Origin of the sequence: Microbacterium sp. zg-Y625, from assembly GCF_030246925.1 — a bacterium.
Taxonomy (GTDB): domain Bacteria; phylum Actinomycetota; class Actinomycetes; order Actinomycetales; family Microbacteriaceae; genus Microbacterium; species Microbacterium jiangjiandongii.
This window is the reverse complement of record NZ_CP126740.1, coordinates 2790993-2803321: the sequence shown is the minus strand read 5'-3', so window position 1 is coordinate 2803321 and position 12329 is coordinate 2790993. Positions and strand designations below refer to the sequence as shown.

Here is a 12329-nt window from a genome sequence, read left to right as displayed (position 1 = left end):
TCTGGTGTCCCCAGGCCATACTATGTCGAGAAATCGTTTCCCCGAACGGATGCCGCATGCCCTCCCCCGCAGATCGACGAGTCAAGCAGCAGCGCCTCGCCCGGGTGCGCTCCGACGCCGGCGCGGGTGCGCTGGTGCTCACCTCGCACGAGGCGGTGTCGTGGTACCTCGACGGCGTACGCACCCACGTGTCGCTCGCGGGTCCGCCGGTGCTCGCGGTGCGGGTCGACGACGACGGAGACCACCTGTTCGTCGCGGCGAACGAGGCCGACCGCCTCGCCGAGGAGGAGCTGCTCCCGGACGACGCGGCGCGCATCGTGCGCGTGCCGTGGCAGACCCCTCCCACCGACGCCGCGACCGCCGTCGGCCCGGCGATGACCGAAGCCGTCCTCGCCGGCCCGCTGCGCGCCGCGCGCGCGAGCCTGCTTCCGGGCGAGCGTGACCGGTACCGCGCGCTCGGCCGGCAGACGGCCGAGGCGATGACGGATGCCGCGCGCACACTCACACCGGGGAGCACCGAGCGCACCGCGGCGTCGGCGCTGGCCGCCGCGCTCGTCGCGCGCGGCATCGACCCGCTCGTGATCCTCGTGGCGGGCCGCTCGCGGCTGGGGCACCGTCACCCGCTGCCGACCGACGCGCCCCTGGGCGACCGGGCGATGCTCGTGGTGTGCGGTCGGCGGCACGGCCTCATCGCGAACGCCACCCGGTGGGTAGGTGCGGCTGGGCCCGACGACGAGCGCATCCTCGCGGTGGAGGCGGACTTCCTCGCGGCCACGCGGCCGGGCGCCGTCCTCTCCGATGCGTTCGCGCGGGGCTGTGCCGCTTACGCCGCTCACGGATTCGACGACGAGGAGTGGACCCGCCACCACCAGGGCGGTCCCACCGGGTACGCGGGCCGCGACCCGCGGGCCACAGCCCAGACCCTGGACCCGATCGTGGCCGACCAGGCGTTCGCGTGGAATCCCAGTGCCCCCGGCGCGAAGGTCGAGGACACGGTGCTGATCGGCGATGACGGTATCGAGGTGCTCACGGCCGACCCGCGATGGCCGACGGTGACGCATGCCGGACGGGCGCGGCCCACGGCGCTGCCCTTCAGCTGACCAACTGGGAGCCGCGAGCGGGCGCGTCGCCGTCCCGGCGCTCGATCGCGCGCAGCGAGCGGGCGACGAACGCGGCGATGCGCCGTGCCCCCTCGAGGCGGAAGTGCGTGTCGTCGGCGAGGCCCTCCGGCCAGGCGGCCGTCTCGCCCGGGGCATAGTGCGACAGCAGGCGGGTGGATGCCGCATCCCCGAGATCCTCGTAGAGCCACGTCGTGAAGACGGTCAGATCGATCAGCGGCGCCCCGAGGTCCGCGGCGAGGTCGCGCACCGCGTTGGGGTAGTCGCCGTGGGTCGGGGTGACCCGCTCCCCGTCGAACCAGCGGCGCTCGCACGGCGTGCACAGCACCGCGACGGCCTCGCGCGCCCGCACATCGTCGACGAATCCGCGCAGCCTGTCGGCGTAGCCGCCGCGGGCGGCCAGCTGCGGGTCCTTCTGGTCGTTGTGACCGAACTGGATCACGACCGTGTCGCCGGGGCCGACCTCGGAAAGGAGTGCCGCCCAAGACCCCGAGGCGACGAAGGATTCCGTGGTGGCGCCGCCGAACGCGTGATTGCGCACCGACTGCCCGATCGCCTCGCCGAGCGCTTCGCCCCAGCCCGCCATGGGCTCTTCTCCGGGCTTCATCGGGGCGACCGTCGAATCGCCGGCGAGGTGATAGTTCATGGTGTCTCCGAAGGAATCCGTCCGGGGGCGTGCCACGGGCGAGGTGCCGTCACTACGATGGACATCGTGCCACGGAAACCGCTTTCCAGCTCACTGGACCTGATCGACGGCGCTCATCCGGCCCGATCGGTGCTGCGGCTGCTCGCGCGCCGGCCCGGACGCATCGCGCTGGCGGTGAGCGCGTTCGCGGTCAAAGAGATCCCGATGTGGTTCCTCCCGGTCATCACCGCCGCCATCATCGACATCGTCGCGGGCGGGGGCGAGGTCACCGCGGTGCTCTGGTGGTTCGCGCTGGCGGTGGTGCTGCTGCTGCAGAACTACCCGAACCACATCCTCTACACGCGCAGTTTCATGACGGTCGTCCGCGACACCGGCGCGGACCTGCGCAACGCCCTCGCGGCGCGCCTGCAGAGCCTGTCGATCGGCTACCACACGCGCATGAGCGCCGCGATCGTGCAGACCAAGGTGGTGCGCGACGTCGAGAACGTCGAGCTGATGCTGCAGCAGGTGACCCATCCGCTGCTGTCGGCCACGATGGTCATGATCGGCGCACTGTCGATGACGGCGATCGCCGTGCCCCAGTTCCTTCCGGTCTATGCGCTCGCGGTGCCGATCGCCATCGGCATCCGCTGGGGCATGCGCAACCGCTCCCGCACTCGCAACGAGGTCTTCCGCCGCGAGGTCGAGACGCTGTCGGCACGGGTCGGCGAGATGGCCTCACTCATCCCCGTCACCCGCGCGCACGGCCTGGAGGAAACCGCCGTCACCCGCGTCAGCTCCGGCGCCGAGGGGGTGCGTCGCGCGGGCCTGCACCTCGACATGCTCAACGGCCACGTCGCCTCGATCTCGTGGGTGGCCATGCAGCTGCTCGGGGTCGGATGCCTCGTGCTCGCGGCGGTGTTCTCGCTCACCGGCATCCTTCCCATCTCGCCGGGCGAAGTCGTGCTGCTCTCGACGTACTTCACGCTGCTCACCCAAGGGCTCACCCAGCTGCTGATGCTGATCCCCGTGGGAGCCCGAGGCCTCGAGTCGGTGCGCTCCATCGCCGAGGTGCTGCAGGAGCCCGACCTCGAGCAGAACGAGGGCAAGCGGGCCGTGTCGGCCGTGACGGGCGACATCGTGCTCGAACGCGCCTCGCACCGCTACTCCGGCGCCGACGACGACGCCCTGCACGACATCGACCTGCACATCCCCGCCGGTCGCACGTTCGCCTTCGTCGGATCCTCCGGGTCGGGCAAGTCCACGCTGCTGAACATGGTGCTGGGCTTCCTGCGGCCGACGACGGGGCGCATCCTGCTCGACGGCGCCGACATGCAGCAGCTGGACCTGCGCACGGTGCGGCGGTCGGTGTCGGTCGTGCCGCAGGAGTCGGTGCTGTTCGAGGGCACCATCCGCGAGAACATCGCCTACGGCCTGCCCGATGTGAGCGACGAGCGCATCGAGCAGGCGCTGCGCGACGCCAACGCCTGGGAGTTCGTCAGCGCGCAGCCGCGTGGCTGGGACGCCGTCGTGGGCGAGCGCGGCGCGCGGCTGTCGGGCGGTCAGCGCCAGCGCCTGGCCATCGCCCGCGCGCTCGTGCGGGACCCGCGCATCCTGCTGCTCGACGAGGCCACCAGCGCGCTCGACCCGGAGTCCGAGGAGCTGGTCAAGGAGGCGCTCGGACGCCTCATGCGCGGCCGGACGACGCTCGTCGTCGCCCACCGGCTCTCGACCGTGCGCATGGCCGACCGCATCGTCGTGCTCGAGCAGGGCCGCATCGTCGAACAGGGGACGCACGACGACCTGCTCGCCGCCGACGGACGCTACGCCCGCCTGCACATGACCCAGACCGGGCTCGCCTGACACCGCGCCCCCGCGGCGACCGACGATCACCACGCGAAGGAGCGAACATGACGGATGCCACACCCCCACCCCTGCGGACGGCGATCATCGGAACGGGGGGCATCGCGCACGCGCACGCGCAGGCGGTGACCGACCTGGCGCCGCGCATCGTGCTCGCCGCCGTCGTCGACCTCGACGCCGACCGGGCGGGGGAGTTCGCCGAGCGCTTCGGAGCCGCCGCGGTCTACCCGGACGCCGACGCTCTGCTCGCATCCGAGCAGCTCGACCTCGTGCACATCTGCACCCCGCCGCAGACGCACGTGCCGCTGGCGATCGCGGCGCTACGCGCCGGCGTGCCGGCGCTCATCGAGAAACCGACGGCACTGAGCCTCGCCGAGATGGACGAGCTGGTCGCGGTCTCGCGCGAGACGAAGGTGCCGGCGCTCACGGTGTACCAGCACCGCTTCGGCGGGGGCGCGCAGCGCCTGATGCGCCTCGTCGCAGACGGCACGCTCGGCCGCCCGCTCGTCGCGACGTGCGAGACGCTGTGGCACCGGGGCCCCGGGTACTTCGATCTCCCCTGGCGCGGCCGCTGGGAGATCGAGGGCGGTGGGCCGACGATGGGTCACGGCATCCACCAGTTCGACCTGCTGCTGGCCGTACTCGGCCCCTGGTCGCGCCTCACCGCGTTCGCCGCCCGCCAGCAGCTGCCCACCGACACCGAGGACGTGTCGATGGCGCTCGTCGAGTTCGACAACGGCGCGCTCGCGACGGTGGTCAACTCCATCGTCTCGCCGCGGGAGACGTCGCGGCTGCGGTTCGACTTCGCACACGCCACCGTCGAGCTGGAGCACCTGTACGGCTACACCGACGCCGACTGGACCTTCACCCCCGCCCCCGGGCACGAGCACCTCGCCGAGCTGTGGGAGAGCGCGCCCGAGGGCAGCGCCAGCGGCCACCGGGCGCAGATCGCCGCGATCGTCGACGCGCTCGCCGCCGGGGCGACGCCCGGGGTGGACGCCGACGATGCCCGCCGCACCCTCGAGTTCGCCGCCGCCACGTACGCATCGGCCTTCCGCGGGGTGCCGGTGCGTGCCGGCGAGATCGCCGGCGACGACCCGTTCCTGCAGTCCATGGCCGGCGGCGCCGTGCCGTGGCCGCCCGTCAAGCCCGCGATGGAGACCACCCGATGAGCCTCGAGATCGACCACGACGACGCCACCGCCTTCACCGTCCGCGACGGCGATGTCGAGCTGCTGCGCTACACGTACGTGCCCGATTCGCCCCAGCTGGAGTCGCCCAAGCCCTACCTGCATCCGCTGCGCACCCGCTCGGGGCGGCTCATGAGCCTCTACCGCCCGTGGGACCACGTGTGGCACAAGGGCATCGCCTGGTCGCTCCCGGTCGTCGGCGACGAGAACTTCTGGGGCGGCCCCACCTACGTGCAGGGCCAGTCGTACGTGCAGCTGCCCAACGACGGCACGCAGGCGCATCGCCGCATCGAGCGGCTCGACGTCGACGCCGACGGCGTCGTGCGCTTCGCCCACGACCTGGACTGGGCGAGCGAGGGCGGCATCCACCTCTTCACCGAGCGGCGCGCGATCACCGCACGCACGCTCGAGGGCGGCGCCTGGGCGCTGACCGTCGACACCGCGATGACGAACGTGACCGACGCGCCCATCCCGATCGGCTCGCCCACCACCCGGGGGCGTGAGAACGCCGGGTACGGGGGTCTGTTCTGGCGCGGTCCGAGGTCGTTCACCGGCGGCACGCTCGTGACGGCTTCGGGCACCGGCTCCGGCAACGATGTGCGCGGCCAGCGGCACGAATGGATGGCGTTCGTCGGACGGCACGACGAGGTCGACGCGGAGTCGCTCATCGTGATGGTGGATGCCGCGGACAACCCGCAGCACCCGCCGCAGTGGTTCGCCCGTTCCGAGGAGTTCGCGTGCCTGAACCCCGCGCCCTTCTTCAGCGAGGAGCTGGTGGTGGAACCCGGTGAGACGGCGGCGTTCCGGTACGGCGTGGGCATCGCCGACGGCGGCGCGGACGATGCCGCCGGGCTCGCGGGAGCCGTTCGCGACGTGATCGCGAGCGGCGCATGACCACGCCGCTTTTTCCCGGAGGGGTGGCCGTCAGCGATCTGATGGTCTACGACGCCGAGGCCGTCGACGGCAGGTGTGGCGGGTCGCCGCACCTGCACACCGCCTCGAGCGAGGGCTACATCGTCGTCGGCGGCACCGGCTCGGTCGAGACCCTTTCGGCCGCCGGTGCCGAGGTGCATCCGCTCGCACCGGGCGATGTGCTCTGGTTCTCGCCCGGCACGGTGCACCGTCTCGTCAACGACGGCGGGCTGCGGCTGCTGGTCGTGATGTCCAACGCCGGCCTCCCCGAGGCGGGTGATGCGGTGATGACCTTCCCGCCCGACGTGCTCGCCGACCCGGCTGCCTACGCCGCGGCGGCGACGCTGCCCGACGGGGAGGGGCGCGCCGCTGCCGCCCGCGAGCGCCGAGATCTCGCCATCGCCGGCTACCTGGCGCTGCGCGAGGCGGTGCAGCGGGACGGGGCGGCGGCCCTCGCCGATCTGCACGCGGCGGCTGTCGGCCTCGTGCGGGGCCGGGTGGGTCAGTGGCAGGAGCGGTGGGATCGGACCGTCGCCGCCGAGACCGAGCGCACCCGCGCGCAGCTCGACGCGCTCGCCGCGGGGGAGCCGGGACTCATGGCCGCGGCAGCCGTCGTGCGCGGTGAACGCACGCCGGGCGAGCGCGGCTACGGCATGTGCGGGCGCCTGCAGACCTGGCAGTGGCCCTCCGCCTGATTCTCAGGCATGGGTCGTCGCTGCCGCCCGTCGCGGCGGCAGCGGCACGAGCATCGATGTGCGCCGCTGATAGTCGGCGTAGGCCGGGTACTTCGAGGCGGTGATCGACTCGGTGAAGATCGTCGAGCCGATGAACAGCACCGTCAGCAGCACGGGGCCGACGATCGTGGGGTTGAGCAGGCCTCCCCAGACGCCCAGGCCCGCCGAGACGGCGGCGACCGCGCCGATGAGGTAGAAGACCCACCACTGCGCCTGCTCGAAGAAGAAGTTCGGGTGCCGGCTGAGCCGGAAGAGCCCGGTGGTGGCGAACCCGGGCTCCAGCGTGCCGCCGGCGCGCTTCTTGGCCTGGTGGAAGTCCCACTGCTCCTGGTCGGCGACGGTCTCGCCGACGAGGAACGCCACGAACAGCGCGGCCAGGGCGATGTCCCAGCCGGTGAGCGGTGTCGGGTGCTGCCAGGCCACGAGCGCGGGCAGTGAGATGAGTACGAGGAGGGCGTTCTGGTAGAGCACGATGAACAAGAGGTTGAAGAGCTGGAACTGCATCGGCGTCATGCGCTTTCGCAGGATCGCCCAGCGGTAGTCCTCCATGCCCGAGTAGCCGCCCTTGCGGGCGAAGTTGAAGGTCAGCCGCGCGCCCCACGCGGTGACGAGCGCTGCCATCAGCACCGATCGGGTGGCGTCGGCGCCATCGGTGAACGCGGCGACCGCGAAGATCCAGGCGTAGGCGATCGGGACGATCGACCAGATCCGGTCGACCCACGAGGTGTCCTTCGTGATGAGGGACAGGATCCAGCACGCCGCCGAGGTGACGGCCGCCAGCAGCAGGACGAGCAGAAGGGGGTCCATAGGCCTCAGGCTAACCACGTGGCATCGGGTGTCCAGGGGGTCGGCGTCCAGATCTCGGATAGCGCTTTCCGCTCGCCGCTTCTAGTCTGGATGCGTGACTTCCTCCCTTCGCTGCGTGATCGTCGGCACCGGCGCCGTCGCGCACTTCCACGCCGAGGCCGTGCAGGCCTACCCCCACGCCGAGCTGGTCGCGGTGAGCGACATGAGCCGTGCCGCCGCAGACGCCTTCGCCGCCCGCTGGGACGCGGCGAGCGTGTACGACACCCTCGACGAGATGCTCGAGTCCGAGCGCCCCGACGTCGTGCTGATCTGCACGCCTCCCGGCGCCCACGCCGCTCAGACCCTCGCCGCCTTCGCCGCCGGCGCGCACGTCGTCGTCGAGAAGCCGCCGGCGCCGTCGCTGGCGGAGCTCGACGAGATGCGGCGGGCGGCAGACGCCGCGGGCCGACAGCTGGCGGTGGTGTTCCAGCAGCGCACCGGCACCGCCGCGGCTCACGTGCGGGAGCTTCTGGGCAGCGGCGCGCTGGGCCGGCCGCTGGTCGCGGTGTGCCAGACCCTGTGGTTCCGGGACCCCGCGTACTTCGCCGTTCCCTGGCGCGGGTCGTGGGAGACCGAGGGCGGTGGGACGACGCTCGGGCACGGCATCCACCAGATCGATCTGCTCGCGTTCCTCCTCGGCGACTGGACGAGCGTGCAGGGTCGGCTGTGGCGGCTGGACCGCGAGACGCAGACCGAGGATGCCTCGACGGCCACCGTGACCTTCGCCGGCGGCGCGGTGGCGCAGCTGGTCACCAGTGCGGTGTCGCCGCGTGAGGTCAGCTCCATCCGGATCGACACGCAGAAGGCCACCGTGACCGTCGACCACGTCTACGGCCATGGTCACGAGAACTGGCGCATCACCCCGGCGCCGGGGTTCGAGGACGAGGCGGCGGGCTGGGCGCTTCCCGAGGTGGAGGAGCGCAGCGCCCATGCTCCGCTGCTGCGCGATGTCTTCGACGCCTTCCGCGAGGGCACGCCGCTGCCGCCCACCGCGGACGCGCCCGCGCGGTCGCTGGAGCTTGTCGCCGCGATCTATGCCTCGGCCGCCGCAGACGGCGCGGTCATCACCCCTGCCGACCTCGCGGTGCACCCCACGCACCGCAACGGGTTCGCCAGCCCGGTCGCCGACATGCGCGGGGTGGGCGCGTGAGCGTGCCGACGGTGCACTCCGTGCCCGCCGAGCTGTATCGGGACCCGATCTACGACGGTGCGACCGACCCCACCGTGGTGATCGCGGACGGCACCTGGTGGATGTTCTACACGCAGCGCCGCGCCACCCACCCCGAGCCGGGCCCCGGCGTCGCGTGGGTGCACGGCAGCCGCATCGGCGTCGCGCGCTCGCGCGACGGTCTGGCCTGGACGTACGCCGGCACGCTCGAGCCCGATGCCGCCGGCCTCGCGCTGGAACCGGGGCCGCCCCCGGCGGACGTGGACGTGACCCACTGGGCGCCGGAGGTCGTGCACGACGGGGAGCGGTGGCGGATGTACCTCACCGAGATCGACGGCGTTCCCGACCGGTGGCCGGGGTTCGCGCGCTCGATCGTCGAGTACGTCTCCGACGACCTCGCGCGGTGGGAATGCCGCGGCCCGATCCCGCTCGCGAGCGACCGCGTGATCGACGCTGCCGTCGCCCGCACCCCCGACGGCCGGTGGCGCCTCTGGTACAAGGATGAAGCCGCCGACAGTGTCACGAAGGTCGCGGCATCCGGCGACCTGTCGACGTGGCGTGACGAGGGCACCGCCATCGGCGGCAGGCCGCACGAGGGTCCGTACGTGTTCGAGCTCGACGGCTCGTGGTGGATGATCGTCGACGAGTGGCGGGGGATGGGCGTGTACCGCTCCGCCGACGCCGTCGCGTGGGAGCGTCAAGGCGGGCCGGATGCCGTCATCCTCGGCGCCGGCACGGTCGCAGGGCCCGGGTTCGGTCATCACGGGGCCGCCGTGCGCGACGGTGACGACGTGTGGTTCTACTACTTCGGGCACCCGGCCCGCGCGGCCGAGCCCGATCCCGAGCGTGAGAGCGTCGACGACCGCCGGTGCGCGGTGTACCGCGTGCGGCTGCAGGTGCGGGACGGCGTGCTTCAGACGGTCCGAGACGCTGCCGACTGAATGACCTCGGCGAGCTCGCGGGGGCGGCTCCACATGGGCCAATGCCCCGTCGGGAGGTCGATGACGTCGAGGTGCTCGAGGTGCGCGACGTCGGCGAACATGGGATGGCCCGCTCGCGCCAGCTCGAGCACCTGCGCGCTGGGGATCGAGCAGCACACCAGGGTGGTGGGGACCCGGCGGCGGGCATCGTCGGTGACGTCGACGGGCTGACGGAGCACGGGTCCGGGCTCGGGCACGGCCCGAGCGCGGAAGCGCTCGAGCGCCGCTGCGCTCAGGCCCTCGAGGCTCGCCTGCTGCGCAAGCACGTCGAAGGGCGGCAACGGAAGCTCCGTCACCCCCTCCGGGAGATCCGGCGCGAAGACGCTCCCGGCAGCCGCCGGGCCGGAGTCGACCCACACCACACGGTGGACGAGCTCGGGATGCCGGTCGAGCACCAGGCTGACGGGGGCGTTCGCGCCACTGTGCGCGACGATCGTCGCGGGCTGATCCTTGGAGACGCCGAGCTGAGCGATGACGTCCAGGACCGCCGCCGCCTGGTCGTCGAGAGTCCTGGACGCACGCTCCGGATCGGCCGCGTCGAGACCGGGCAGGGTCATCGCGATGGCACGAGAGTGGTCGGTGTCGAGGTGGTCGAGGACCTCATCCCACGCCCACGCGCCCAACCAGTGGCCGGCGATGAGGATGATGGGCGGGCGGCTCGTCTGCGTCGTCATGTCACGACTTTCGCATGCGCTGAAGACAGCTGTGTGTCACTGTTTATGGCATGAATTCGGTACGGGGTGACCGGTGAAGCGGGCGGAACGGCTCCATGCTCTGTCCGAGATGCTGCGCCGCAGCGGATCGCGTGGCTGCTCCGCCGAGCGCCTGGCGAGGGAGTTCGGGGTCTCCGTGCGCACGGTCAAGAGAGACCTGGATGCGCTCGAGAACAGTGGCGCTCCCATCTGGTCGCGGCCGGGACCCGGTGGTGGCTACGGCTTGGCGGTGGGTGCCTCGCTGCCACCCGTCAGCCTCTCGCCGACGCAGGCCGTGGCGCTCATGGCGGCCGTGTCTGCCGCGCCTGATGCCCCCTACGCCGACCTGGCAAGGGCCGGGGTCCAGAAGATCCTGGACGTCCTCGATCCCCGAACGCGAGCACGAGCCGACGAGCTGGCCGGCCGCGTCTGGGTCAACGCGGTTCCCCCTTCTCCGCGCGCAGTCCGGTCGGCCCTGGAGGAGGCGATGGCCGAGCAACGAGTCGTTCGTCTTCGCTATACAGCCCGGGATGGGACGACGACCACCCGTGACGTCGAACCCGTGCTCTTCGCCTCCACGAACGGTCAGTGGTACCTCGTCGCGTGGTGTCGACTGCGTGACGCGATGCGCTGGTTCATGCTGTCGCGCATCGAGCGGGCCAGCGTGACCCAGACGGCCTGCAGCGGCCACACCGTCGAGGAGGTCGGAGAACCTCCCGCGAACGCCAGACCGGTGCACGGCCGGGCCGAGTGATCGCTTCTAGAACGGCGCGGGCTGGTCGGCCGCGGCGTTGGCCCTGAACTCCAGCACCCGCCGGGGGATGTCGACATAGACCCTCCCGGTGGGACTGGTCCATTCCAGGATGCCGTCGGGTTTCTGCACCACACTCCACGCGGTCTTGTGTTTCACGGGGTGATGTCGGCCGGGGCAGAGGTTGGCGAGGTTGGTGACGCGGGTGGGTCCGCCGTGGGCGGCGTCGATGGTGTGGTCGCCGTCGCAGTGTCGGGCGGGTCGTCGGCAGCCGGGGAACCGGCAGTGCTCGTCCCTCGCGTCGAGGAGCCGTCGCATCTGCATGCTCGGCCGGTAGGTGTCGACCTGCAGCACCGCCCCGGTGGTGGGGGAGGTGAACAGTCGCTCCCAGACTGGGGTGGTGGCGGCGAGGTGCCGGGCGGTGGCGGGGTCGATGGGTCCGTAGCCGACGAGTTCGGCGGGTTCGGTGCTTTCCCCGGTGAGGGTGGCCGCGGGGATGGTGATCTGCACGTGCGCGGTGATCGCGGCGGTCGCGGGGATGCTGCCCGATGACACCGGTGCGCTCGCGTGGCCGGTCAAGAGGAGATCGGTGAGCACATCGGCGCGGACCTGATCGGTCGTCCGCCGGTCGGTCGCGATGGCATCTGTCTCGGCGACGTCATCGCCCGCGACACGATCTGCTCCGACGCCGGCACCACCGGCGCCAACGCGGTTCTCGCTCGGGGCCGTGCCCGTCGAAGACCCAGAGCGTGCGGCCTTGGCCGCCGCGACGATCTCCCGCGCGTGCGCGGTGAGTCGCTCCTTGATCGCGTACGCCAGCGGCGCCGGCAGGATCGCTGCGAGTTCGGCCATGCCGTCGTCGAGGTCCCGCACCCACACCCGCCGACCGGCCGCGGCTTCGGTGTGCCGCTCTTCCAGCGGCACGGGGTCCAGGCGCTGCGCGAGCATCAGGATGATCGGCTTGGCCCGGCCCGGCGTCTCCCGCTCCGCGACCACCAGCGCGGCCTGTTCGAACCGTGCCCGCGCGTCGGGGTCGGTGATGCGGGCCCCGGCATCCTGGATCACCCGCACGTGCGCCACGTCGATCCGGCCGGACTCGAGGGCGGCCAGCGTCGCGGGGAACCCGTCCACCAGCACGGCGGCGTCGCGCATGCGTTCCTGCATGCCCCGATCCGACCGGCGCAGCACCGCGGCGAGTTCGGCGGCCATGCCGCGAGGCGGCATCTCCCGTTCCCGCCCCTCACTCGACGGGATACGTGCGGTCTCCTCGGCCGCGAGAGCTTCAGCCCGAGCGAACCACTGCAGCTCTTCCGCCTGCAACGCGGCGATCGCCTGGCGGGTGTGCTCGACCCCGCTGATCACCGCGCCGTGCGAGGCGGTGGCGATCGAGCCGGTGGCGATCGAGCCGGCGATCGAGCCGGCGGCAGAGGAGCTGTTCATACCCCCGATTC

Annotated in this window: 12 protein-coding genes; 8 read left to right on the top strand and 4 right to left on the bottom strand. The window is 72.1% G+C overall.

Annotated features, from left to right (window positions below; translation table 11 throughout):
• Positions 1-56: 56 nt before the first annotated feature.
• Positions 57-1100 (top strand): M24 family metallopeptidase, encoded by a 1044-nt coding sequence (locus QNO14_RS13095; protein ID WP_257505639.1) that lies wholly within the window; start codon positions 57-59, stop codon positions 1098-1100.
• On the opposite strand, the gene QNO14_RS13090 is transcribed toward QNO14_RS13095, so the two are convergent.
• Positions 1093-1764, bottom strand: a complete 672-nt coding sequence (locus tag QNO14_RS13090; RefSeq protein ID WP_257505638.1) for a rhamnogalacturonan acetylesterase — start codon at positions 1762-1764, stop codon at positions 1093-1095. The genes QNO14_RS13095 and QNO14_RS13090 overlap by 8 nt on opposite strands.
• A 66-nt stretch (positions 1765-1830) precedes the next feature.
• Between QNO14_RS13090 and QNO14_RS13085 the strand changes: the two genes are divergently transcribed.
• From QNO14_RS13085 to QNO14_RS13070, 4 genes are read left to right on the top strand one after another with little or no spacing between them, the layout of a single operon-like run.
• On the top strand, positions 1831-3606 hold the full coding sequence (locus QNO14_RS13085) for an ABC transporter ATP-binding protein (protein ID WP_257505637.1): 1776 nt from the start codon (positions 1831-1833) through the stop codon (positions 3604-3606).
• Positions 3607-3653: 47 nt separating this feature from the next.
• Positions 3654-4778, top strand: a complete 1125-nt coding sequence (locus QNO14_RS13080; protein ID WP_257505636.1) for a Gfo/Idh/MocA family protein — start codon at positions 3654-3656, stop codon at positions 4776-4778.
• Positions 4775-5689 carry a DUF6807 domain-containing protein gene (locus QNO14_RS13075; RefSeq protein WP_257493997.1) on the top strand — a complete coding sequence of 305 codons (915 nt, stop codon included), beginning with the start codon at positions 4775-4777 and terminating at the stop codon, positions 5687-5689. Before QNO14_RS13080 ends, QNO14_RS13075 begins: the two co-directional genes overlap by 4 nt.
• Positions 5686-6402, top strand: a complete 717-nt coding sequence (locus QNO14_RS13070; protein ID WP_257505635.1) for a cupin domain-containing protein — start codon at positions 5686-5688, stop codon at positions 6400-6402. Before QNO14_RS13075 ends, QNO14_RS13070 begins: the two co-directional genes overlap by 4 nt.
• Before the next feature lie 3 nt (positions 6403-6405).
• Here the strand turns inward: QNO14_RS13070 and QNO14_RS13065 are convergent, their stop codons facing one another.
• On the bottom strand, positions 6406-7248 hold the full coding sequence (locus QNO14_RS13065; RefSeq protein ID WP_257505634.1) for a DUF1295 domain-containing protein: 843 nt from the start codon (positions 7246-7248) through the stop codon (positions 6406-6408).
• A gap of 94 nt (positions 7249-7342) precedes the next feature.
• Here QNO14_RS13065 and QNO14_RS13060 point away from each other — a divergent pair, with 94 nt between their 5' ends.
• Positions 7343-8437, top strand: coding sequence for a Gfo/Idh/MocA family protein (locus tag QNO14_RS13060; RefSeq protein WP_257505633.1), 1095 nt, complete (start codon positions 7343-7345; stop codon positions 8435-8437).
• Positions 8434-9396 carry a family 43 glycosylhydrolase gene (locus QNO14_RS13055; RefSeq protein WP_257505632.1) on the top strand — a complete coding sequence of 321 codons (963 nt, stop codon included), beginning with the start codon at positions 8434-8436 and terminating at the stop codon, positions 9394-9396. The genes QNO14_RS13060 and QNO14_RS13055 overlap by 4 nt, the downstream gene beginning before the upstream one ends.
• On the opposite strand, the gene QNO14_RS13050 is transcribed toward QNO14_RS13055, so the two are convergent.
• Positions 9369-10109 (bottom strand): alpha/beta fold hydrolase, encoded by a 741-nt coding sequence (locus QNO14_RS13050; RefSeq protein WP_257505631.1) that lies wholly within the window; start codon positions 10107-10109, stop codon positions 9369-9371. The genes QNO14_RS13055 and QNO14_RS13050 overlap by 28 nt on opposite strands.
• 73 nt (positions 10110-10182) lie before the next feature.
• Here QNO14_RS13050 and QNO14_RS13045 point away from each other — a divergent pair, with 73 nt between their 5' ends.
• On the top strand, positions 10183-10881 hold the full coding sequence (locus QNO14_RS13045) for a helix-turn-helix transcriptional regulator (RefSeq protein ID WP_257505630.1): 699 nt from the start codon (positions 10183-10185) through the stop codon (positions 10879-10881).
• 6 nt (positions 10882-10887) lie between these two features.
• Here QNO14_RS13045 and QNO14_RS13040 read toward each other — a convergent pair whose 3' ends face one another.
• Positions 10888-12318, bottom strand: coding sequence for an HNH endonuclease signature motif containing protein (locus QNO14_RS13040; RefSeq protein ID WP_257505629.1), 1431 nt, complete (start codon positions 12316-12318; stop codon positions 10888-10890).
• Positions 12319-12329 lie beyond the last annotated feature (11 nt).

Bases quoted from the DNA above. Each gene is read 5' to 3' on its own strand.
- QNO14_RS13080 (WP_257505636.1), top strand. From the start codon at position 3,654: ATGACGGATGCCACACCCCCACCCCTGCGGACGGCGATCATCGGAACG.
- QNO14_RS13040 (WP_257505629.1), bottom strand. From the start codon at position 12,318: ATGAACAGCTCCTCTGCCGCCGGCTCGATCGCCGGCTCGATCGCCACC.
- QNO14_RS13075 (WP_257493997.1), top strand. From the start codon at position 4,775: ATGAGCCTCGAGATCGACCACGACGACGCCACCGCCTTCACCGTCCGC.
- QNO14_RS13095 (WP_257505639.1), top strand. From the start codon at position 57: ATGCCCTCCCCCGCAGATCGACGAGTCAAGCAGCAGCGCCTCGCCCGG.
- QNO14_RS13070 (WP_257505635.1), top strand. From the start codon at position 5,686: ATGACCACGCCGCTTTTTCCCGGAGGGGTGGCCGTCAGCGATCTGATG.
- QNO14_RS13050 (WP_257505631.1), bottom strand. From the start codon at position 10,109: ATGACGACGCAGACGAGCCGCCCGCCCATCATCCTCATCGCCGGCCAC.
- QNO14_RS13090 (WP_257505638.1), bottom strand. From the start codon at position 1,764: ATGAACTATCACCTCGCCGGCGATTCGACGGTCGCCCCGATGAAGCCC.
- QNO14_RS13065 (WP_257505634.1), bottom strand. From the start codon at position 7,248: ATGGACCCCCTTCTGCTCGTCCTGCTGCTGGCGGCCGTCACCTCGGCG.